Genomic DNA, 20,462 nt, shown 5'->3' with positions numbered 1-20,462 from the left:
ACGGCACGGCGGGCGATTTGACAAGACGGATCGTCTCGTCTCGTTGTGAGGATGGATGGGTGGGGTGGGTGGGAGGCTCGGAGCGAGAGGGCGCAACGCCGCGCCCGCCGACCCCGACGCCCCTTCCTCCGGGGCTACTTCTCGCCGGCCGTCGCCTTGCCCGCCGCCTGCACGGCGGCGGACGCGTCCACGTTGCCGAGGCCGAGCTTCAGGTCGTTCGCCGGGTTGACGGCGGTGTCGCGGATCGTCCGCATGATCTCGGCCGGGCTCAGGCCCTGCTGGTGCAGGAGGGCGGCGACGGCGGAGACGTACGGCGAGGCCATCGAGGTGCCGGAGAGCTTCCCGTACCCCGTGGTGTTCTTCAGGGTCTCCTTCGCCGTGTAGGTCGGCAGGGTGGAGAGGATGTCCACGCCGGGCGCCGCCACCGCGTCGCGCGCGCCGAAGTTGGTGAATCCGGCCGGCTGCCCGTTCCGGTCGGCGGCGTTGACGACGAGGACCGGGGTGTCCACCTCGTAGGGCTGGAGCAGGGTCGAGTCGTTGCCGGCCGCGGCGACCACGACCGCCCCCTTGCCGTTGGCCACCGAGATCGCGTCGTTGAGCACGCCGCCCTTGAGCAGCCGGGCCATCAGGCCGGACTCCCCGAGGGAGAGGTTGATGACGTCGGCGCCGTTCTGCGCGGCCCAGACGATTCCCTTGGTGATGTTCGCGTCGCTGCCGCTGCCGTCGGCGCCCAGCACCCGTACCGGCATGATCCTGGCGCCGCGCGCGCCGCCCGCGATCCCCACGCCGTTGTCGGTGTGGGCGGCGGCGATGCCGGCGACATGGGTGCCATGCCCGTTGAGGTCCTTCGGGTCGTCGTCGCCGTCCACGAAGTCGTAGCCGTCCACGAGCCGGCCCTTGAGGTCCGGATGGCCGGGGTCCACACCGGAGTCGACGACGGCGATGACCGTGTCCTCGCCCTTCGCCGTGCCCCAGGCGTCGGGCAGCTTCAGCGCGTCGATGGCCCACTGCTGGCCCCGCAGGGGGTCGGGCTCGTCGTCGCTGCCGCAGCCGGTGGCGAGCGCGGCGGTGAGGGTGGTGAGGGCGGCGAGGGCGGCGGCGGACCGACGGCGCATGAAGACTCCCCAATCGACGGCATACGTCAGCAGTTGTGTTCGTGTCTAGGTATTTGTCACTAATTTGCCCCATTCAACAACCGGCCGTTCGGGTCCGCATCCGGGGCGGGCCGCGCCCGAGGGCTGTCGACTGAGCGCATTGTTCTAGTAGAGTGCAAACAAGGGAGGTTTTCATGACCACTGCTCCGTCCGCCGCCGCACTCCGCGTACCGGCCAGGCTCCGCGCGCTCGCCGCGCTCCCGTTCCTGCTCGCCGTCGCCGCCTACCTGCTGCTCCACACCGTCTGGTCCGACCGGCTGCCCGACCCGCTCGCCACCCACTTCTCCACCGGAGGACAGGCCGACGGCTACACCGGCCGGACCGCCTTCGCCCTCGTCGGTACGGCGCTGCTGCTCCTCCTCGGCGCCGGCTGGGCCGTCTTCGCCCAGCGGAACGCCCTGTGGGGCGCCTGGCTGACCGCCGGTCTGCTCGGCACGCTGCTCTGCCTCGTCGTCGGCGACAACCTCGACGCGGCCGACCCCGCCCGGGTCGTCTCGCCGCTCTCCCACCTCGCCGTCGCGGCCGGCGCCGGAGCCGTCCTCGCCCTCGCGGGACACGCCCTCTCCCGGCTCGTCCCCGAGGAGGAGTCCGCCGGTCCCGGCCGCCCCGACCCGGAGGCGCCCCGGCTCGACCTCGGCGCCGGCGAGGTGGCCGGCTGGTCCCGCGCCACCGCCTCCGCCCCGCTCACCGCGCTCGGCCTGCTCCTCGTCGGCGGCGGCGCCGTCGCCGCGCTCCTCGGCCCCTGGCCGCTGCTCCTGCTCGGCGTCCTCATCGGCCTCCCCGGCCTGGCCCTCGCCCGCGTCCGGGTCAACGTCGACCGGCACGGCCTCACCGTCCGCTCGACGCTCGCCCCCCGCCCCCGCGTCCACCTGCCGCTCGCCGACATCACCGCAGCCGACACCCGCGAGGTCGCCGCCCTCCGCGAGTTCGGCGGCTGGGGCTACCGGGTCCGCGCCCACCGCACCGGAGTGATCCTCCGCTCCGGCGAGGCCCTCGTGGTCCGGCGGGGGAACGGCCGCGAGTTCGCCGTCACCGTGCCCGACGCCCGGACCGCCGCCGCCCTCCTCAACACCCTCGTCGAACGCCGTGGAAGGCTCTGACCGTGCTCTTCCGTGTCGACCCCGCCTCCTCCGTCCCGCTCGGCGACCAGATCGCCGCCTGCGTCCGGGGCGCCCTCGCCGACGGCACCGCCGTGCCCGGCGAGCGGCTCCCGGCCGCCCGGGAACTCGCCGACTCCCTCGGCGTCAACGTCCACACCGTCCTCCGCGGCTACCAGCGGCTCCGCGAGGAGGGCCTCATCGAACTCCGGCGCGGCCGCGGCGCCCTCATCGTCCCCGGCGCCACCGCCCCCGACCGCGCCCGCCTCCTCACCCGGCTCCGCGAGGCCGCCGCAGAGGCCCGCGAACTGGGCCTCACCGAGGAGGAGTTCCTGGACCTGGCCCGCGCGGGACTCCGCTAGGGCCGTCCCCTCCGGATCCTTCCGGGCTCCCCGGCTGCTCCAGGACGCGGACCGCGGGACTCCGCCAGGCCGTCCCCTCCGGCTCCGTCCGGGCTCACCCGCTACTCCAGGACGCGGACCGCGGGACTCCGCCAGGCCGCCCCTTCCGGATCCTTCCGGGCTCCTCCGTCACTCCAGGACGCGGACCGGCGCACCCGCCAGGTACGCCTCCACGTCCTCGACCGCCTGCCCGAAGTAGCGGGCGTAGTTCGCCTCGGAGACGTACCCGAGGTGGGGGAGGGCGAGCACATGGGGGAGGGTACGCAGCGGGTCGCCGGCCGGCAGCGGCTCGGTCTCGTACACGTCGAGCCCCGCCCCGGCGATCCAGCGCTCGCGCAGCGCCCGCAGCAGCGCCGTACCGTCGACGAGCCCCGCCCGTGAGGTGTTCACCAGATACGCGCCCGGACGCATCGCCCGCAGCTCCGGCTCGCCGACGATGGCGCGGGTGCGGTCGGAGAGCACCAGGTGCAGCGAGACGACGTCGCTCCCGGCGAACAGCTCGGCCTTGTCCTTCGCCAGCCGGACGCCCCCGCCGTGCGCGGCGACCCGCTCCTCCGTCAGGTTCGGGCTCCAGGCGAGGACGTCCATGCCGAAGGCGCGGCCGACGGCGGCGACCCGGGCACCGATCTTCCCCAGGCCCAGCAGGCCCAGGGTGCGGCCGGCCAGGTCGCCGCCGACCGTCGACTGCCAGGGGCCGCCCTCGCGCACCGCCCGCGCCTCGGTCGTGACATGCCGGACGAGCCCCAGGATCAGCGCCCAGGTGAGCTCCGCGGGCGGCTCGGAGCCGCTGGCCGTGCCGCAGACGGTGATCCCGCGCTCCCGGCAGGCCGCCAGGTCGATCGAGGCGTTCCGCATCCCCGAGGTGACGACCAGCCGCAGCCGGGGGAGCCGGTCGAGCAGGGCGGCGCCGAGCGGCGTCCGCTCCCGCATGACCACCAGGATCTCGCAGTCGCCGACGGCGGCGACGAGCGCGTCCGGGTCCGTCAGGTGCTCGCGCAGCACCCGCACCTCCACCCGCCCGTGCAGCGGACTCCAGTCGGCGGACGCCAGGGCGGCGCCCTGGTAGTCGTCGAGCACGGCACAGCGCGGCAGCCGGTCGGGTGCAGGGGCAGGGGTCGGCGTCATACGGGCATGATCGCCCACCGTGATCGGGTACGACGACCCCCGGGAACAGCGTGACGCCCTCGCACGACGACCCGGGGGATCACCTGTCCGGACCCGCCCGGCGCGCGGACCCCCCGCCCCGCCCCCACATTGGCCCCATGGGAGCACCAGCCGGCGGGACCGACGACGAACTGACCGCTTTGCGGGCCCGGGTGGCGGCGCTGGAGGCGACGTCCGCCGGAGCCCCGCCCCGGCGGGAGCACCACCGCCTCCGCTCCTTCTTCTCCGGGCTCCTCGTGGTCCTCGGCTGTGTGCTCGTGCCGCTCGGCCTGGTCGCCGCCTGGACCGCGGACCTCCTCGGCGACACCGACCGGTACGTGCAGACGGTGACCCCGCTCGCCTCCGACCCGGACGTACAGGCGGCGGTCGCGAACCGGGTGACCGGCGCCGTGATGGAGCACATCGACCTCCCGGCGCTCCTCGAAGGCGTGGCCCCCGACGAGCGGCCGCTGGTCGAGAAGGCGCTCGGGAAGCTCGGCGGCTCGCTGGAGAGCGCGCTCTCCAGCTTCGTCCACGACCGGGCGCAGGACGTCGTCGCCTCCCCGGCCTTCGAGACGATCTGGACCGACGCCAACCGGGCCATCCACACCTCCCTCGACCGGGCCCTGACCGGCGACGAGGACGGGGCGGTGAAGATCGAGACGGACAGCGTGACGATCGACCTGGCGCCGGTCATCGAGCGGGTGAAGGAACGTCTCGTCGACGGCGGTCTCACGGTCGCCTCCAACATCCCCGAGATCCACACCGACTTCACGGTCCTGCGCTCCGACGACATCGGGAAGGCGAAGACCGGTTTCGCGCTGCTCCAGTCGCTGGGCCTGTGGCTGCCGGTGATCGCGGTGCTGTGCGTGGCCGGCGGCGTCCTGCTGGCCGTGCGCAGACGGCGGGCGCTGGTCGCCGCGGCCCTGGGCTTCGCGCTGGCGGCCCTCGTCCTCGGGATCGCCCTCACCGTCTTCCGTACCGTCTACCTCAACGCCCTGCCCGCCTCGGTCTCCCCGGCGGCGGCCGGCTCGGTCTACGACACCCTCGTGCGCTTCCTGCGCACCTCGGTCCGGGTCTGCGCGGTCCTCGGCGTCCTCGTCGCGCTGGCCGCCTGGCTGTCCGGGCCGAGCCGCCCGGCCGTCCTCGTCCGCGGACTGTGGCACTCGGGCATCGCCGCCACCCGCTCGACGGCGGACCGCGCGGGGATGCGACTGGGCCCGGTCGGCGGCTTCGTCCGCCGCTTCCGCACCTGGATCGTGTGGATCCTGGTGGCGGGCGCCGCGCTCGCCTTCGTCCTGTGGCCGCACCCGACCGGCTGGGTCGTGGTCGGCCTGGCCCTGGCCCTTCTCTTCGCCCTGGCGGTGACGGACTTCCTGGGGGAGGGCGAGGGGGAACCGGGCACGGACGGGAGGACCGGCGCGGGCGGCGACGCCGGTGGGGACCCGGGCGGGGGAGCGGGGATCGGCGGGGACGCCGGCGGGGGAGCGGGGACCGGCGCGGAGGGCAAGGTCTAGGGGAGCCGCGCGGCGAGGCCGTCGAGGAGCGCCGAGAGCCCGAACGCGAAGGTGTCGTCGGGCGCCTCGGCGTACGCGGCGGCGGCCGTGTCCATGGCCTCGACGCGGCTCATGAGGCGGGGGAGTCCGGCGGCGGCCGCGGCGGCCTCCTTCATCGTCGCGGCGAAGACCTCCTCGGGGTCGCGGCCCTCCCGCTGGATCCGGCGGGTGAGGACGGCGGTGGCGGAGGCGCCGGAGGCGTTGCCGAGGACGTACGTGAACACGGCGGCGGCGGCCCGGTCGGCCGCGCCGCCGGTGAAGCCCGCCGCCTCGTAGACGGCGAGGCTGTGGTCGTCGTGCCGGGCCTTGGCCTCGCCGTGGAAGAGGTACGTGCTGAGGGCCTGCACGAGCCACGGGTGGCGGGTGAGGACGGCGTGCAGGTCGTCGGCCATCGCGGTGGCGGCGGTGCGCCAGTCGACGGCGGCGAGGTCGGGCAGCCGGATCTCGGCCCAGACGCGGTCGCCGGCGAGGGCGACCAGGTCGTCCTTGTTCTTGACGTGCCAGTAGACGGCGGTGGCGGCGGAGTTCAGGCGCTGCCCGAGGGCGCGCATGTTGAGTCCTTCCAGACCGTCCTCGTCGAGGAGTTCGACGGCGGTGGTGACGATCTGGTCGCGGGTGAGGGCGGGGCGGGGCATGGGGTCACGATAGGTCACCCGGAAGGGACCTGCACTTAGTTCAAACGGTGCGGCGCCGAGTCCGCACAAGGGCTTGCACTTAGTTCAAGTCCGCCTCTATGGTTCCGGTGTCACCACTTGAACTAAGTGCAAGCGGTCCTGGACCAGAGAACGAGGACACCCTGTGAACACGCCCGCCGTCATCGCCGCCGTCGCCCAGATCGCCGTCGCCCTCGCCTTCCTGAGCATCCCCCTCCTGCGCCACCGCTTCGGCCCCGCCGCCAAGGCCGCCGCCGTCACCGAACTGAGGCGGCAGGGCGTCCGCCCCGAGGTCCTGGACGAGAACGGCCTCCGCTTCGACGCGAGCGGCCACGAGTGGTGGGCCCCCGGGTCCTTCGCCGCCGTCAACCTCGCCGTCGCCGCGCTCCACCTGACGGGCAACTCCTGGGGCACCACGCTGACCTGGGTCTTCTCCTCGATCGCCTTCCTCGCGAACCTCGCGATCCTGCACAGCCAGCTCGGCGCCGCGAAGTCCGTCACCGCCGCGTTCCGCCGCAAGGGCGACCCCGGGCTGGTCCGGATCGACGTCCCCGCCTTCCTCAAGGCCGCCGAGGGCGCCTTCCCGGCCTGGACCCGCACGCTGCAGAACGTGCGGCACGCGTTCGTCTTCGCCGGATCCGCTCTCGCCGTCACAGCGGTCACTCTGGTCTGACCGCCGCCTGCCACCGCCGCCCTCCACCGCCGCCCTCCAGTGCTGCCCGCACGCCCCGGCCGGCCCTCCGCCGGCCCTCGGTCAGCCTTCCACCGGCCCTCGGTCAGCCCCTCGCCCAGCCCTCGGTCGGCCTTCGCCCAGCCCTCGGCCGGTCCTCGGTCAGGATTCGAGAAGCGGCCCCGTACCCCGCCAACTACCGTGATCCGCATGGACATCACCATCCACACCACCGTCCTCCCGCACGAGGACCCCGACGCCTCCCTCGCCTTCTTCCGCGACGTCCTCGGCTTCGAGGTCCGCGGCGACGTCGGCCAGGGCAGGATGCGCTGGATCACCGTCGGCCCCGCCGGACAGCCCGGCACCTCGATCCTCCTCGCACCGCCGGCCGTCGACCCGGGCATCACCGAGGACGAGCGTCGCACCATCACCGAGATGATGGCCAAGGGCACGTACGGCTGGATCCTCCTCGCCACTCCCGACCTCGACGCCGTCTTCGAGAAGGTCTCCGCCGGCGGCACCGAGGTCGTCCAGGAACCGACCCGCCAGCCCTACGGCGTCCGTGACTGCGCCTTCCGGGACCCGGCCGGCAACCTGATCCGCGTCCAGGAACTCGGCTGAACCCCAGGGGGGACCGACATGTGCCAGCCGGCCTGGGCCGCGGCCCGTACCGAGGCGGTACGCCTCCGGGCGCTGAAGGACCTGCGCAGGGTCCGCGACCGCATCGACCGCGAGTACACCCGCCCGCTCGACGTACCGGCCCTGGCCAGGGCGGCGGGCCTCACCGCGGAGACCCTGCACCGCACGTTCACCCGGGCGTACGGCACCACTCCGCACGCCTTCGTCACCACGCTCCGCGCCACCCGGGGGAGAACCGCATGACCACCGCGTCCACATCCACATCCACGTCTGCGTCCACATCCACGTCTGCGTCCACGTCCGCGTCCGCACCGGGGGCCGGGGGTCCGGGGCCGAGGACCCGCGAGGAACGGCTGAAGGACACCCTGGCCCGCCTAAAAACGGACGTGGACCTGTGGGTCGCCACCCGGGGCCATCTGATCCCGCTCTCCTTCCTCTGGGACGGCGCCCGCGTCCTCGTCTCCACCCCGCGCGCCTCCCGCACCGCCCGCAACCTGCTCGCCGACGCGAGCGTCCGGCTCGCCCTCGGCCCGACCCGCGACGTCGTGATGATCGACGGCACCGCCGAGCCCGTGGACCTCGCCGACCTCCCCGCCGGCACCGGCGACGCCTTCGCCGCGAAGACCGGTTTCGATCCGCGCGAACTGGCCCGGCCGTACCAGTACTTCCTGATCACGCCCCGTCGCGTGCACGCCTGGCGCGAGGCCGACGAACTCGACGGCCGCACCCTGATGCGCGACGGAGCCTGGCTCGCCTGAGCCGCCCGTCCGGTCAGTTTCGGAGAAGCACCGGGAAGGCGCCGAACCTAGCCTGGGAACAGCACCGGGAAGACCGGCGAGGACGCGCCGGGAACGCCCACGACGAGGGGAAGAGCGACCGCCATGGCGACCAGGACCACCAGGACCACCAAGACCACCAGGGCCACCGACAGCACCGCGACCGCCGAGCCCGCCAAGTCCTACGACGGCTTCACCGAGGACGAGCGGGAGGCGATGAAGGAGCGCGCGAAGGAGCTGAAGGCCGGCAAGGCCCGCGCCTCCCGCGCCAAGGCGGCCGACGGCGAGGCCGACCTCCTCGCCAAGGTCGCCGAGATGCCCGACGAGGACCGCGTCCTGGCCGAGGGCGTCCACGCCCTGGTCAAGAAGGTCGCCCCGGACCTCACGGCCAAGACCTGGTACGGCATGCCCGCCTACGCCAGGGACGGCAAGATCGTCCTCTTCTTCCAGAGCGCCGCCAAGTTCAAGGCCCGCTACGCCACCCTCGGCTTCAACGACGCCGCCACCCTTGACGACGGCGACATGTGGCCCACCTCCTTCGCGCTCACCGCGCTGACCCCCGCCGTCGAGTCCCGCATCGAGGCCCTCATCGGGAAGGCCACCGCCTGAGGCCCGGTCCGAGGCACCCACCGCGCACGGGGGAGCCTCACATCGCCCGCATCCCCGCGCGGTGGTCCGCGTACCGAGGGGACCAGCCCAGTTCGCGGGTGGCCTTCGCGTGCGAGACGCGCAGGCGGGTGTCGAGCATGAGGGCGCCGAGGTAGGGGACGGCGAGCCGCAGCAGTCCGCCCGGCAGGCGGAGGCGGGAGCCGCGGGCGGCGGCCAGCTCGCCCCAGGTCGACGGCCGGTCGTCGACGATGTTGTACGCCTCGCCCGCCCGGCCCCGCTCCAGCGCCGCGACCGTCGCCTCGGCCGCGTCCTCGACATGGACCCACGACATCGTCCCGCCGCCGTTCATCGGGACGGGGAAGGGACGGCTGCCGGGCGTCGGGTCGAACCACGTGCCGGGACCGTAGAAGACGCCGTACCGCAGCGCCGTACCCGCCACGTGGTCCGCGGCGAACAGCCGGCCCTCCGCCTCGACCAGGCCCGTGATCACGTGGTCCGCGACGGTGCCGCTCCGGACGCCGAAGGGGTCCTCCTCGGTGACCGGCCGCTCGCCGCGGTCGCGGTACCCGTACCCCAGGACGAGGGACTGCGTGACGAACCGGGCCGCGCCGAGCACCCCCGCGGCCTCCAGCAGGTGCGCCGTGCCGCGCTCCCGCAGCACGTTGCTGGGGTCGTCCGCGGTGAGCCTCAGCTTCGGCGCCTTGAGCGCGGTCAGCTGGTGGACCACCGCGTCGGCGGACATCCCGTCGAGCGCCCGCAGCAGGCCCTCGCGGTCGAGGGCGTCCGCCCGCACGGGCGACGCGCCCAGCGCGCGTACCGCCTCCGCCGAACCGTCCGAACGGGCCAGGGCCAGCACCTCGTGCCCGTCCCGGACCAGAGCCCGGGTCAACGGCCGGCCGATGGCGCCGGTGGCACCGGCGAGCAGGATCCTCATGGTCCACAACCTCCAGATGGCTTTACCAGGAAGGTTGCCGAGCCCCCCGTTCCGTGACACCCCGACCCCCGCGAAGCGCGGTGATCCCCGTCACAGCGGGTGTGGGGCGGGGAGTGCGTCGTCGTACAGCCGGAACAGCCGCGGCCGTCCGGGACCCTGACCGCCCCCGTGCGCGTCCCCGCCCCCGCCTCCGTTCCGGTACTCGCCCCCGTCCCCCCTGTCCCGCCCGTCCCCGCCGTCCCCGAGGGCTTCCCAGCACTCCGCGGCCAAGGCGCGTGCGCGGCTGCCGGGCCAGGGGTGCGGGAGCAGTTCGGGGGGCAGCAGGGGGTCGGGTTCCATGGCGGTGGTGAAGGCCGCCGCCAGCTCGATCGCGTACGTGAGGCGCTCGGTGTCCGTGGTCCGGTCCGCCCCGGCCAGGCGGGCGAGGCGGGTCGAGGCGAGCGCGGCGAGGGCCTCGTGACGGTCCGCCACCTGCTGGAGCGGCCAGAGCAGGGCGGCCAGCCGGGCCGGGTCCGTCTCGTCCCCGACCCGCAGGTCGCGGCTGGTGAAGCGGGTGAGGGAGGCCAGGACGCCCAGCCGGCCGGCGTGGGCCTCGACGATCCCGCCGATGGCGTTGGCGCTGACGTAGAGCCCGCCCTGGAGAGGGGCCGCGCCGAGGTGCAGGAGGGTGTCGCGCAGGGTGTCGCGGGCCTGCCGCGCGGTCTCGGGGATGGCGAAGGCGAACAGGTGCCAGGTCCCGTCCCAGGGGGCCAGTCCCTGGTCCTGCCGGTAGGCGTGGCGGACGTACTCCACGTCCGGTGCGATCGCGCCGGTCGCGTCGGCGGTGGCGTGCAGCACCGCCTTGCGCCCCCGCCCGTCCTGGGTGAACCGGCCCTCGGCGACGAGCCGTTTCAGGCAGAGCCGGACCTGCTGGTCGGTCATTCCGAGGGCTTCGGCGACGGAGTACAGCTCACCGGCGTCGACGGTGCCGTCCTCGCGGACGAGGGCGAGGACCAGGGTCCGGGTGCCGATCTCCGGGGTGGCGGGCTCCGCCGCGCGGGCGTCCGTCGGTCTGCTGGTCATCGCTGTGGCTCCGAGGTCTCGTCGGGCGGGCCGGGCAGGTGGTCCGGGACGGTGCGACGCATCGTGGTGACGGCGCCGAAGCCCATCAGGTCCCGGAGGTACGGCGTCCGTTCGGTGTGTACGGCGGTGAAGCCGTGGCGTTCGTACAGGGCGCGGGCGCGCGGGTTGACGTCGATGACGTCCAGGCGGATCCGCGTGCCGCCGAGCTCGGCGGCGACGGCGGCGATCTCCGTCAGCAGCAGGCTCCCGATGCCCGTGCCGCGGCGGGCGGGGTCGACGGCGATGCCGTCCATGACGAGTTCCCCCGGCCTGGGGGTGCGTTCGAGCAGCGCCAGCAGGGCGAGCCGCGGCAGACCGCGGAGCGGCCCGTAGGCGGCGAGCACGTCGCGCGCGCCGCCGCCGGTGAGGCCCCGCGTCCCGAGCCGGTAGCCGGCCACGCCCACGACGTGTTCGCCGCCGGGGGCGAGCGCGACGACCGCGCGGTCGTGGTGGAGGTGGCGGGCGAGGAAGGCGCGCCCCCGCTCGTCCGGCCCCAGGGCGGCCCCGAGCTTGCGGCCGAAGGCCTCCCAGTACAGCTCGGCCACACGCTCCTCGGCGCCGGGGGGTACGCCGCGCCTGATGACGGTTGCCGCGTCCATGGCTCCTCCTCCGTGTTTCCGTCCCGCCCTCGCATTCTACGGACGAACTCGCTACGGTCGAAAGAGAAACGAGCGTTTTGATTTCGTTAGTTTTACAGTTCGTCCGTTCCCGTTCCTGGAGGGGCAGATGTCGACGAGACCTCGATGCGGGACCTCGACCCGCCGCCGTCGGGTGGCGCGGACCGTGCTCACGACCCTGGTGGCGCTCGCGCTGGTCGCGGCCGGCCTCGGCGGGGTGGTGGTCTGGCAGAACACCTACGACCTGCGGGAGGAGACGGTGACCGTGCGGCACGGCGGGCGGACCCTGCACGGTGTGCTGGCCCTGCCCGAGGAGGGCGAGGGGCCCTTCCCCCTGGTGGTGTTCGTCCACGGGGACGGCCCGGTCGACGCCACGCACGACGGGTTCTACCGGCCGATGTGGGAGTCCTTCGCGCGGGCCGGGTACGCCTCGCTCTCCTGGAGCAAACCGGGCGTGGCCGGCGCGCCGGGCGACTGGCTCGACCAGACCATGGAGGACCGCGCGCGCGAGGCCGTCGACGCGATCGCCTGGGCCCGGCAGCGACCGGACGTCGACGCCGACCGGATCGGCCTGTGGGGCGCCAGCCAGGCGGGCTGGGTGCTGCCCGGGATCGCCGCGAGGGACGGCCGGATCCGCTTCGCCGTCGCCGTCTCGCCCGCCGTCAACTGGCACCGGCAGGGCCGCTACCACCTCCTCGCCGAACTGCGCCGGGACGGCGCGTCGGAAGCCGAGGTCGCCGCGGCCCTGCGCCGCCGCGAGACCGGTCTCGAACTGCTCGGCAGGGGCGCCGCGTACGACGAGTACGTGCGGGCCGTCGGCGACCCGCAGGACATGACGGCCGCCCGCTGGCGGTTCGTCTCCAGGAACCACACCGCCGACGCGACCGCCGGCCTGCCGGCCCTGCGCGGGATCCCCGTCCTGCTGGTGCTCGCCGGCCGCGACGTGCACGTGGACACCGCCGAGACCGAGTCCGCCTACCGCCGCCTGCTCCCCGCGCCCCACCTGCGCGTCGCCCACTACCCCGACGCCACCCACGCCCTGCTCAGGCACGAGGTCGAGACGGACCCTCTGCGCCTCACCCTGACCGCCCTGTGCGCGCCGCGCTCCCTGTTCGCCGCCGGCTTCCTGTCCGACCAGCGGCGGTTCCTCGCCGACGTGGATACTTACGGATGAGAGCGCGTGACGGCCTCCCGCCGGCGTCCTCGAACGCCGCATCCGCGGATCCCCACCTCCACGACCGGGAGCACCCGTGACCGACAGCAAGAACATCAACAATCCCGTGGGCCAGGGCGGCGGTCAGCGCAAGAAGCAGTCCCGCGCCGAACGCCAGAACAACGGCCCCCACCGCAACCTCGACCGCCAGGGCGCCGCCGACCGCAAGGCGGAGCTGGTCCGCAAGATGCGCGAGAAGACCGGCACGGCCCCCGCCCCCGAGGGGGCGGACACCGGCACCACCCAGAACTGACGACGAAGGCCCTGGTCACCGACCAGGGCCTTCACTCACGAGCGGACGACGGGAACCGAACCCGCGCCACAAGCCGGGGACTCACCCGGCACCTGGCTGTGCGAGGGCTCCTGGCCTGCGGGAACGTTGGTTCACGGGGGGTGTCGTGGCGTTGTCCGGAGACCTCCGTCGTCCACGGTTCACCGCCCCTGCGGGCACGTCGGGGCGCGGCCCCGTCTCCCGGACGTCGTGTATGCGGCGGGGCTGTCCGGCTCCGGTACGCCGTGACCGGGCACGGCGGCCCTACAGTTTGCTCATCTTGGCGTACGGGCTCAGGATTCGCTGCTGCGTCGAGCCGAAATCCACGAGCGCCGCGATCTCGCCCTCGATGCCGATGACCCTGCCGAGGCCGTACACGTCGTGCGTGACCTGGTCGCCCACGGCGAACTGCCGGGGAGGCAGCGTGACCGGGGCCTTGAAGGGGCTGGTGGACAGATGGCGCTTCGGTGCACTGGACTTTGTCATTGCCGCCAGTATGCGCCCCCTGCGCAACCCTTCGCCCTGGCCGTTCATGTCCGCCGTGCGAGGCGGCCGAGGAGGGTCTTGATGAAAGCGCCAGATCCAGGCCGCTGACCAGCGGTTTCAGGCCTCGGCGGAATCGCCGGCAGGCCCCGCCTCAGTCCGAGGCCGGCGGCGGGGCCGATTCCGCGGCGCGGCGGTACTCGGCGTTGATGCGCTGGGCTTCCTCGAGCTGGTCCTCGAGGATGATGATGCGGCAGGCCGCTTCGATGGGGGTGCCCTGGTCGACGAGTTCCCGGGCACGTGCGGCGATGCGCAGCTGGTAGCGGGAGTAGCGGCGGTGGCCGCCCGCGGAGCGGAGCGGGGTGATGAGGCGGGCCTCGCCGATGGCCCGGAGGAAACCCTGGGTGGTGCCGAGCATTTCGGCCGCCCTGCCCATGGTGTAGGCGGGGTAGTCGTCGTCGTCGAGACGGTCGTACGAGTCATCTGCTGTCATTTGCACCTCTCAGGGAAACGCGTTGAGGGGCCCTGGTGCCGTACCGGCACCAGGGCCCCGAAGGAACTACTACACCACCTGCCGGCCCAGATACTGCGCGGGCCTTCTGTGTCCGCCGAACCGACCCGGTGACTGTCGGGTTCGCGGGGATCGCGGTTGCTCGACCGGAGACCACCTCACTGTCGCGATGTCCTGCGGTACCCGGGCTCAGGCGTACGCCCGGGCGATCCTGATGGCGTGGGTTCCTCCGTTCTTCCTCGGTGATCGAACTGTGCACTCACGGGTACCGCACCTGGCACGGCCACGGTCCCGCTCGTGGCGGCCCCTGATCACTGCGGGCCACCCGGTCCAGCCGTCAGTCCCGTCGCCGTCCTGCGAAAGCCCTGGCTCCGAAACTCCACCGCCGCACCGTCCTGCTCACTGCTACTGCCTGTACTGCCGGCCGGCAGTTCGTCTCTGCCAGGCCCTTGTTTCTCTCTGGGCTACGAGAGAAACCATAGCCAGGCTATGTCGCAATGTCTATCGCGGCCGACATAGATTTTTACGTGTCCGGCGAGCAGGTAATCGATCGCCAACGGCTCGGCCTCCCGTGAGGCCCCGTCCGGGCAGGACAGGGCAGGACCGGGCAGGACCGGGCAGGACTGGGCCAGGCAGGGCCCGGGCAGAGCAGGGCTGGGCGGGCGGCGGTCCGGTCAGGCTCTCGGGGCTCGCGAGGGCTCAGGCCGCCGCGTCGCCGGCGGAGCGCCGTCCGCCGGCGCGGCTCGCCGCCGAGGCGGGACCGCGCCGGCCGCGGGGGGCGGAGCCGCGTCGGCGCTGCTCGGCCGGCGGCGCGGTGATCGTCACGGGGATGCCGGAAGGGGTCCGGGCGCCCGTGATCCGGCGCAGCGCCTCCTCGCCGGAGCGGACCTGGGTGGTCGTGGGCACGATGCCGGCGGCCGACATGAGGCGGGTCATGTCGCGGCGCTGGCCGGCGGTGACCAGGGTGACGACGCTGCCGGACTCGCCGGCCCGGGCGGTCCGGCCGCCGCGGTGGAGGTAGTCCTTGTGATCGGTGGGCGGATCCACGTTGACGACGAGGTCGAGGTTGTCGACGTGGATGCCGCGCGCGGCGACGTTCGTGGCGACCAGGACGGTGACGTGCCCGGCCTTGAACCGGTCGAGGGTACGGGTGCGCTGCGGCTGTGACTTCCCGCCGTGCAGGGCGGCGGCCCGGACACCGCTGCGGAGGAGGTCCTCGGTGAGGCGGTCCACGGCGTGCTTGGTGTCCAGGAACATGATCACCCGGCCCTCGCGCGCCGCGATCTCGGTCGTCAGCCGCTGCTTGTCCGCGCCGTGCACGTGCAGGACGTGGTGCTCCATCGTGGTCACCGCGCCCTGCGAGGGGTCCACGGAGTGGACGACGGGGTCGACGAGGTAGCGGCGGACCAGGAGGTCGACGTTGCGGTCCAGGGTCGCGGAGAACAGCATGCGCTGGCCCTCGGGACGGACCTGGTTCAGGAGCGCGGTGACCTGGGGCATGAAGCCCATGTCGGCCATCTGGTCGGCCTCGTCGAGGACGGTGATCGCGACCTGGTTCAGCCGGCAGTCACCGCGCTCGATGAGGTCCTTGAGGCGGCCGGGGGTGGCCACGACGACTTCGACGCCGCTTCGCAGCGCGTTCGCCTGCCGGCCGATCCGCATTCCGCCGACGACGGTGGCCAGGCGCAGCTTCACGGCGCGGGCGTAGGGCGTGAGGGCGTCGCTGACCTGCTGGGCGAGTTCCCGGGTGGGGACGAGGATCAGCGCCAGCGGCTGACGGGGCTCGGCGAGCTGTCCGGCGGTGCGGGCCAGCAGGGCCAGGCCGAAGGCGAGGGTCTTGCCGGAGCCGGTCCGGCCGCGGCCCAGGACGTCGCGGCCCGCCAGGGAGTTCGGCAGGGTCGCGCCCTGGATGGGGAACGGGACGGACAGGCCCTGTGCGGTGAGCGCGTTCAGGAGGCGGCGGTCCAGGGCCAGTTCGGCGAAGGTCTCGACGGCGGGCAGCGCCGGAGTGATCGTCTTCGGCGGGGCGAACTCCCCCTGTACGGAGGCGGGACGCCTGCCTTGTCCGCCCGACCGGCTCGGGCGCGATCGGCTCGCGGCGGACGACCCGGCGCGACCGCCCCGGCCCGTTCCGGCGGAGAAGTCGTACGCGTGACCACCGTTGCGGCGGGTGCGGGAGGTGCGGCCGTCCGGGCGTGCGGGGTTCATTCAGAACCTTCCTGGAAACGGCGCGTTTCGAGGAATTCCGGCAGCGGGTGAACAGCCTCTGGAATGCCGGGGACGGCCGAAGGGGATGAGGAGGGGAGAGGGCCTCGACAAGGGGTGATCGGCGACAGCTCATCGGTCGCGGAATTGATATCGGCGAGGCGAGCGAGGCCGAGAATCGAATAAAATGAAGAAAGCTGGGTCCCGCACCCCGAGGGATGCGGGACCCAGCTGCCTACTGTGCGTCGGCGTCAGGCGGGAACGATGTTCTCGGCCGTCGGGCCCTTCTGGCCCTGCGCGATGTCGAAGGAGACCTTCTGGCCCTCCTGGAGCTCGCGGAAGCCCTGCGTGGCGATGTTCGAGTAGTGGGCGAACACGTCAGGGCCGCCACCGTCCTGCTCGATGAAGCCGAAACCCTTTTCCGCGTTGAACCACTTCACGGTGCCGGCAGCCATGTCATTTCTCCTCTGGGCAAGTACGACGGAATCCGTACCGTACGGATTCCGTGTCGCCGCGATGATGCCCTGCCCGGAAGACGACCGGAAATACGAAGCGTTCCCGTGCGGCGCGCGGCCGACGGGATGCGCTTGAAATTTTTGGGTACCAAAACTGCAACTGGCTTCGACGGTAGCACGTCGCCGCGGCCTGGGTGATGCGAAAATTTCCCTCTCCGTGTCACCAGTAAAAAGTCTGTCCGCGATGGCCGCTGAAATCTCAGGCCGCGAACACAGGTATGCGTTTTCCCCGAATGCGTGTTCCGGGAACGGGGCGGCGCCGACGCCTGCGTGGAGACGATCGGCCTGCTCGCGATGACGGACCCGGATCGGATCTCCCCGACCGCCGAGATGCCGGGACGCCGGCGAACGGGGCTCAACCCGACGCGGTGCCGCGGCACTTGTGGCACCAGGGCGGTGCGGGGGCTCTGCGGGATCCGGATGACGAAGGCTCAGGCCGGCGGTCCGGTGCGGCTGGACGGGTGTAGTTCGGTACCCGGCTCCGGCGCCGTCCGCCGGGAGCGCCGCTCGGCCGGATTACATGGGCCTGCGCCTCGGCGCGGGGCGTGCCGGTGGCCTTCACGGGCCCGGACCCGACGACTGGAAGAGCACCATGGCAGAGCGCCATCCTCGCAACCGCACCGGCCGCACCCCGCTACGTCGCGGGCTCGCCGCCGCCGTGCTCGCGGTCGGCATGCTGACGGCTTCGACGGGACCCGGACACGGGACCGGCCCGGCCACGCCGGCGCCCGGCCCCCAGTTCACGCCGTTGACGGCGGCCGTGATGACCGAACCGGCGCCGTTCCGCGCCACGGACGGCAAGACGCACCTCTCGTACGAACTGCTCACCACGAACGCGCTGCCCAGCAGCGCACGGGTGCGGCTGGACCGGGTCGAGGTCCGGGACGCCCGCACGCACCGGGTGGTGGGCTCGCTGAGCGGGCAGGCGCTGGCCGATGCCGCCAACCCGGTGGGCGACCCCCTGCCGGGCGCGGACGGGTACACGCCGGCGCCCCCGGGACCGACGCCGACCGTCATCCCGGGCTCCCAGCAGTGGGTCGTCTGGCTCGACCTGGCCCTCGACCGCGATCAGCGGGTGCCCAAGGTCCTCGAGCACCACCTCTCGGGTGCCGTCCTCACCGCTTCCGGGGCCTCCCCGTTCGAGGAGACGGTCCAGATCACCCCGACCGACCGCACCGCGCCGCTGAACCTGGAGGCGCCGGTCCGCCCCGGCACCTGGTACTCCAGCGAGTCGTGCTGCGGCAACACCCACCACCGGCGCGGCTTCGCCCCGATCAACGGCCGCTTCCACGTACCGCAGCGCTTCGCGATCGACTGGTACCGGGTCGGCGAGCGGGGACAGACCTGGGAAGGCGACCCCACGCGGCTCACCAGCTACCTGAGCTACCGACAGCCGGTCGTCGCCGCGGCCGGCGGCAGGGTGGTGGAGGTCCAGGACGGGATCCCGGACCAGACGCCGCCCGTATCGCCGCCGGTCCCGCCGATCGAGCAGACCGTCGGCAACCACGTCACCCTGGAGGTCGCGCCGGGCCGCTATCTGCTCTACGGCCACCTGAAGCCCGGCTCGCTCAGGGTCCGGGAAGGCGACCACGTCGAACCCGGCCGGGTTCTCGGGCTGATCGGCAACAGCGGCAACTCGACGACGCCGCACCTGCACTTCCAGGTGATGACCACGCCCGAGTTCTTCCCGACCGACAGCCCCCCGTTCACCTTCCGGGAGTTCCGCGTCGTCGGACAGGTCGAACCCCGGATCTGGGACGACAACCTGGGCCTGCAGCCGACCGGCGTCCTCCCGATCACGCCCTCGCCGTACGACGGTCCTCACCATGCGCGGTATCCGCTCGACCGCGAGGTGCTGGAGTTCTGACCGCTCCCGTCCGGCCCCGGCGCCCGGAGAGCCCCGGACAACGACGAAGCCCCAGGTCGCTGACCTGGGGCTTCGTTCAAGAGCGGATGACGGGAATCGAACCCGCGCTATAAGCTTGGGAATCACCGCCGCTCAGACCGCCCATATGGCCTCTGAACTGGGGATATGGCTTGTGATCGGCTGTGCCGAGACGGTCCTGAGAACCCGTGGTGACCGCTGTTCACCGCGTTGATGGGCACGGCTGGGGCACGCGGCCGGCAGAGTAACGACTGGGCGGCTCCCGGTGGGAGCACGGGATCCGGTTGCCCCGGTACCCGACTCCCCTCGCCGCGAGGAACACCCCTCCGGCGACGTGAGTCAGGGGAGGAGGACCAGGCCCGTCACCGCCACGGCGCAGATCGCCACACCCGCGAGAATCACGCACACCAAGAAGCGGATGTGACGCTCGGTCCCCGCGCGCTCATGGCGCACCTCGGCGATCGTCCCCATCCAGACGTTCTTGGACGGGTGCGCCGTCCGCACCATCGAATATGTCTCGCCCACGACGTGCAGGGGGTTGCGGCCGGCGGACGAGTTGTGGCGGGCCCGGGAACCGTCCGCGGTCGTGTACTCGTAGACGACCTGCAGGTAGGTCTTGTAAGGCTTCCGCGAGAGCAGGGTCGCCGGGACCTCGACGCCGGTGTCCTCCAGCTCCTTCATGTCACGGAGGGCGGCCGTGTGGAGGCCGATGATCACCAGACCGCCGACGAGCGGCACCAGGCCCACGAAGACGAACAAGATGAGTACCTGGGCGACTGCGTTCACAGCGCAGACCGTATGCCAGTGGGGTACTCACCGGGAACCCCCGCCCCTCACGATCGCCCGCATGTCGATCACCTTCCCGTCCGTACCCGTCCTCCTGGGCGCTCAGGGAGCTGAACTCCGTGCCGAGTCGGCCGGGTTGCTGCTGCGCGGCCCTCGCGAGGAGGTCCGCATCCCTCTCGCCGCCGTCGCGCGCGTGCACGCGGACGGGCGGGCGGTCGTCGTCGAGCTGACGGCACCCGCCGGGACCGAGCCGACCCGGTACCGGATCGAGGGGGTGCCCCGCGCCTCGGCGACCGTCTTCGGGGAAGCAGTGAACGGGGCGCTGCCCGAACGTCCCGCTGACGAGGAACCGGTGGACGGTTCGACGCTCGTGACGGTCACGCACGAGGGGGCGGAGAACGCCGAGCGGGAGGCGCGAGAGGAACGGGAAGCGCGGGCACTCAGGGAGAGGCAAGCCGAGGAGGACGCGGAGCCGAGAACGCCGGCCGCTCTCGTCCTCACCGGAGTGATGGCCGCACTCGGACTCGGACTCGCCGCCCTCTCCGTGGGCGTTGTCATAGCCGGGGACCACGTGTCGCGCGCACTCGCGGTGCTCCTGGTCGGTGCCGGCACACTGCTGATGACCCGGGTGACGATCGAGGCGTCGTCGGCCCCGTGGAACATCTGGTACCTGCCCCGCTATGGCGTCACGGTCGAGACGGTGCCCACCCTCATCCGCGGCCGGGGCCACTACGGCTACTCCGCCCCCGACGGAAAGGTCCGCCGCGCGCCCCACGACGGACACGCGGCGCCGTACAACATCGCCTACCACCTCAAGCACCCCGCCCGCGTGGTCGTGTGCAGGGGCCTGGACGCGTACTTCTGCAAGCGGCTGTTCTGGTCGGCCGTTTCGGCGGCCTTCACGGCCCTCCTCGGCTGGGGCACCCTCACACTGGCCCTTCCCGCCTTCGCCTAGCCCCCCTCGCAGTCCCATCCGCAATGGGCGACAACGACGAAGCCCCAGGTCGTTGACCTGGGGCTTCGTAGAAGAGCGGATGACGGGAATCGAACCCGCGCTATAAGCTTGGGAATCACCCGGCACTTGGGCGGGTGAACAGCGCCTGACCTGCGAGAATGACCATCGGTGGCCTCGTGTCAGTCGACTCGGCGAAGCCCCTGGTGACCGCTGTTTACCGCCTCTACTGGCACGTTGTGGCACGGGCTTCCGTTCAGGGGCCGGTGGAGGCGTCGCGCTCCTCCCGTG

Annotated in this window: 23 protein-coding genes; 12 read left to right on the top strand and 11 right to left on the bottom strand. The window is 72.8% G+C overall.

All coding sequences use genetic code 11. From position 1 onward, the window contains the following. Positions 1–134: 134 nt before the first annotated feature. Positions 135–1,115, bottom strand: a complete 981-nt coding sequence (locus ACF1BN_RS23790; protein ID WP_392333601.1) for a S8 family peptidase — start codon at positions 1,113–1,115, stop codon at positions 135–137. A gap of 173 nt (positions 1,116–1,288) precedes the next feature. On the opposite strand from ACF1BN_RS23790, the gene ACF1BN_RS23785 reads away from it, so the two are divergent. Then, positions 1,289–2,254, top strand: a complete 966-nt coding sequence (locus ACF1BN_RS23785) for a DUF1648 domain-containing protein (protein ID WP_392333600.1) — start codon at positions 1,289–1,291, stop codon at positions 2,252–2,254. A gap of 2 nt (positions 2,255–2,256) precedes the next feature. Next, positions 2,257–2,613, top strand: a complete 357-nt coding sequence (locus ACF1BN_RS23780) for a GntR family transcriptional regulator (protein ID WP_392333599.1) — start codon at positions 2,257–2,259, stop codon at positions 2,611–2,613. 168 nt (positions 2,614–2,781) lie between these two features. Here the strand turns inward: ACF1BN_RS23780 and ACF1BN_RS23775 are convergent, their stop codons facing one another. Further along, positions 2,782–3,777, bottom strand: coding sequence for a D-2-hydroxyacid dehydrogenase family protein (locus tag ACF1BN_RS23775; RefSeq protein WP_392333598.1), 996 nt, complete (start codon positions 3,775–3,777; stop codon positions 2,782–2,784). 137 nt (positions 3,778–3,914) lie between these two features. Between ACF1BN_RS23775 and ACF1BN_RS23770 the strand changes: the two genes are divergently transcribed. Then, positions 3,915–5,312, top strand: a complete 1,398-nt coding sequence (locus ACF1BN_RS23770; protein ID WP_392333597.1) for a hypothetical protein — start codon at positions 3,915–3,917, stop codon at positions 5,310–5,312. On the opposite strand, the gene ACF1BN_RS23765 is transcribed toward ACF1BN_RS23770, so the two are convergent. Next, complete coding sequence (locus ACF1BN_RS23765) at positions 5,309–5,986, bottom strand: TetR/AcrR family transcriptional regulator (RefSeq protein ID WP_392333596.1); 678 nt, start codon at positions 5,984–5,986, stop codon at positions 5,309–5,311. The two genes, ACF1BN_RS23770 and ACF1BN_RS23765, sit on opposite strands and share 4 nt — an antisense overlap. Positions 5,987–6,149: 163 nt before the next feature. Between ACF1BN_RS23765 and ACF1BN_RS23760 the strand changes: the two genes are divergently transcribed. The 5 genes from ACF1BN_RS23760 (at position 6,150) to ACF1BN_RS23740 (ending at position 8,698) form a co-directional block, all read left to right on the top strand. After that, positions 6,150–6,677 (top strand): hypothetical protein, encoded by a 528-nt coding sequence (locus ACF1BN_RS23760; protein ID WP_392333595.1) that lies wholly within the window; start codon positions 6,150–6,152, stop codon positions 6,675–6,677. Positions 6,678–6,884: 207 nt separating this feature from the next. Further along, positions 6,885–7,295 carry a VOC family protein gene (locus ACF1BN_RS23755; protein WP_392333594.1) on the top strand — a complete coding sequence of 137 codons (411 nt, stop codon included), beginning with the start codon at positions 6,885–6,887 and terminating at the stop codon, positions 7,293–7,295. Between the two features lie 18 nt (positions 7,296–7,313). Continuing rightward, positions 7,314–7,556: a hypothetical protein gene (locus ACF1BN_RS23750; RefSeq protein WP_392333593.1), complete on the top strand. Its 243-nt coding sequence runs from the start codon at positions 7,314–7,316 to the stop codon at positions 7,554–7,556. Between the two features lie 143 nt (positions 7,557–7,699). Next, complete coding sequence (locus ACF1BN_RS23745; RefSeq protein WP_392333592.1) at positions 7,700–8,071, top strand: pyridoxamine 5'-phosphate oxidase family protein; 372 nt, start codon at positions 7,700–7,702, stop codon at positions 8,069–8,071. Between the two features lie 123 nt (positions 8,072–8,194). Then, the gene (locus ACF1BN_RS23740; RefSeq protein ID WP_392333591.1) at positions 8,195–8,698 is read left to right on the top strand and encodes an iron chaperone; all 504 of its coding nucleotides are present in this window, start codon (positions 8,195–8,197) and stop codon (positions 8,696–8,698) included. A gap of 37 nt (positions 8,699–8,735) precedes the next feature. On the opposite strand, the gene ACF1BN_RS23735 is transcribed toward ACF1BN_RS23740, so the two are convergent. From ACF1BN_RS23735 to ACF1BN_RS23725, 3 genes are all read right to left on the bottom strand, one after another. Then, complete coding sequence (locus ACF1BN_RS23735; RefSeq protein ID WP_392333590.1) at positions 8,736–9,632, bottom strand: NAD-dependent epimerase/dehydratase family protein; 897 nt, start codon at positions 9,630–9,632, stop codon at positions 8,736–8,738. A 90-nt stretch (positions 9,633–9,722) separates the two neighbouring features. Then, positions 9,723–10,694, bottom strand: a complete 972-nt coding sequence (locus ACF1BN_RS23730; RefSeq protein WP_392333589.1) for a PaaX family transcriptional regulator C-terminal domain-containing protein — start codon at positions 10,692–10,694, stop codon at positions 9,723–9,725. Then, entirely contained in the window at positions 10,691–11,332 is a 642-nt protein-coding gene (locus ACF1BN_RS23725; RefSeq protein WP_392333588.1) for a GNAT family N-acetyltransferase, read from the bottom strand. Before ACF1BN_RS23725 ends, ACF1BN_RS23730 begins: the two co-directional genes overlap by 4 nt. 184 nt (positions 11,333–11,516) lie before the next feature. On the opposite strand from ACF1BN_RS23725, the gene ACF1BN_RS23720 reads away from it, so the two are divergent. Further along, positions 11,517–12,524: an alpha/beta hydrolase family protein gene (locus ACF1BN_RS23720; RefSeq protein WP_392333587.1), complete on the top strand. Its 1,008-nt coding sequence runs from the start codon at positions 11,517–11,519 to the stop codon at positions 12,522–12,524. A gap of 76 nt (positions 12,525–12,600) precedes the next feature. Then, a complete protein-coding gene (locus tag ACF1BN_RS23715; RefSeq protein ID WP_392333586.1) occupies positions 12,601–12,816 on the top strand; it encodes a DUF6243 family protein in 216 nt (71 codons plus the stop codon). Positions 12,817–13,098: 282 nt separating this feature from the next. Here the strand turns inward: ACF1BN_RS23715 and ACF1BN_RS23710 are convergent, their stop codons facing one another. The 4 genes from ACF1BN_RS23710 to ACF1BN_RS23695 all read right to left on the bottom strand — a co-directional run bounded on the left by ACF1BN_RS23710 (position 13,099) and on the right by ACF1BN_RS23695 (position 16,488). Continuing rightward, positions 13,099–13,320, bottom strand: coding sequence for a hypothetical protein (locus tag ACF1BN_RS23710; protein WP_392333585.1), 222 nt, complete (start codon positions 13,318–13,320; stop codon positions 13,099–13,101). Between the two features lie 151 nt (positions 13,321–13,471). Beyond that, the gene (locus ACF1BN_RS23705; RefSeq protein ID WP_361411056.1) at positions 13,472–13,810 is read right to left on the bottom strand and encodes a MerR family transcriptional regulator; all 339 of its coding nucleotides are present in this window, start codon (positions 13,808–13,810) and stop codon (positions 13,472–13,474) included. 717 nt (positions 13,811–14,527) lie between these two features. Next, the gene (locus ACF1BN_RS23700) at positions 14,528–16,036 is read right to left on the bottom strand and encodes a DEAD/DEAH box helicase (RefSeq protein ID WP_392333584.1); all 1,509 of its coding nucleotides are present in this window, start codon (positions 16,034–16,036) and stop codon (positions 14,528–14,530) included. A 248-nt stretch (positions 16,037–16,284) separates the two neighbouring features. Further along, entirely contained in the window at positions 16,285–16,488 is a 204-nt protein-coding gene (locus ACF1BN_RS23695; RefSeq protein ID WP_190223980.1) for a cold-shock protein, read from the bottom strand. Between the two features lie 652 nt (positions 16,489–17,140). Here ACF1BN_RS23695 and ACF1BN_RS23690 point away from each other — a divergent pair. Continuing rightward, positions 17,141–18,415: a M23 family metallopeptidase gene (locus tag ACF1BN_RS23690; protein WP_392333583.1), complete on the top strand. Its 1,275-nt coding sequence runs from the start codon at positions 17,141–17,143 to the stop codon at positions 18,413–18,415. A gap of 357 nt (positions 18,416–18,772) precedes the next feature. On the opposite strand, the gene ACF1BN_RS23685 is transcribed toward ACF1BN_RS23690, so the two are convergent. Continuing rightward, complete coding sequence (locus ACF1BN_RS23685) at positions 18,773–19,219, bottom strand: hypothetical protein (RefSeq protein WP_392333582.1); 447 nt, start codon at positions 19,217–19,219, stop codon at positions 18,773–18,775. Positions 19,220–19,280: 61 nt separating this feature from the next. Between ACF1BN_RS23685 and ACF1BN_RS23680 the strand changes: the two genes are divergently transcribed. Then, positions 19,281–20,174, top strand: a complete 894-nt coding sequence (locus ACF1BN_RS23680; protein ID WP_392333581.1) for a hypothetical protein — start codon at positions 19,281–19,283, stop codon at positions 20,172–20,174. Positions 20,175–20,462: the final 288 nt, after the last annotated feature.

Origin of the sequence: Streptomyces sp. NPDC014861, from assembly GCF_043081625.1 — a bacterium.
Lineage (GTDB): Bacteria > Actinomycetota > Actinomycetes > Streptomycetales > Streptomycetaceae > Streptomyces.
The sequence above is the reverse complement of the archived record's forward strand: the minus strand, read 5'-3'. Positions and strand labels throughout refer to the sequence as shown.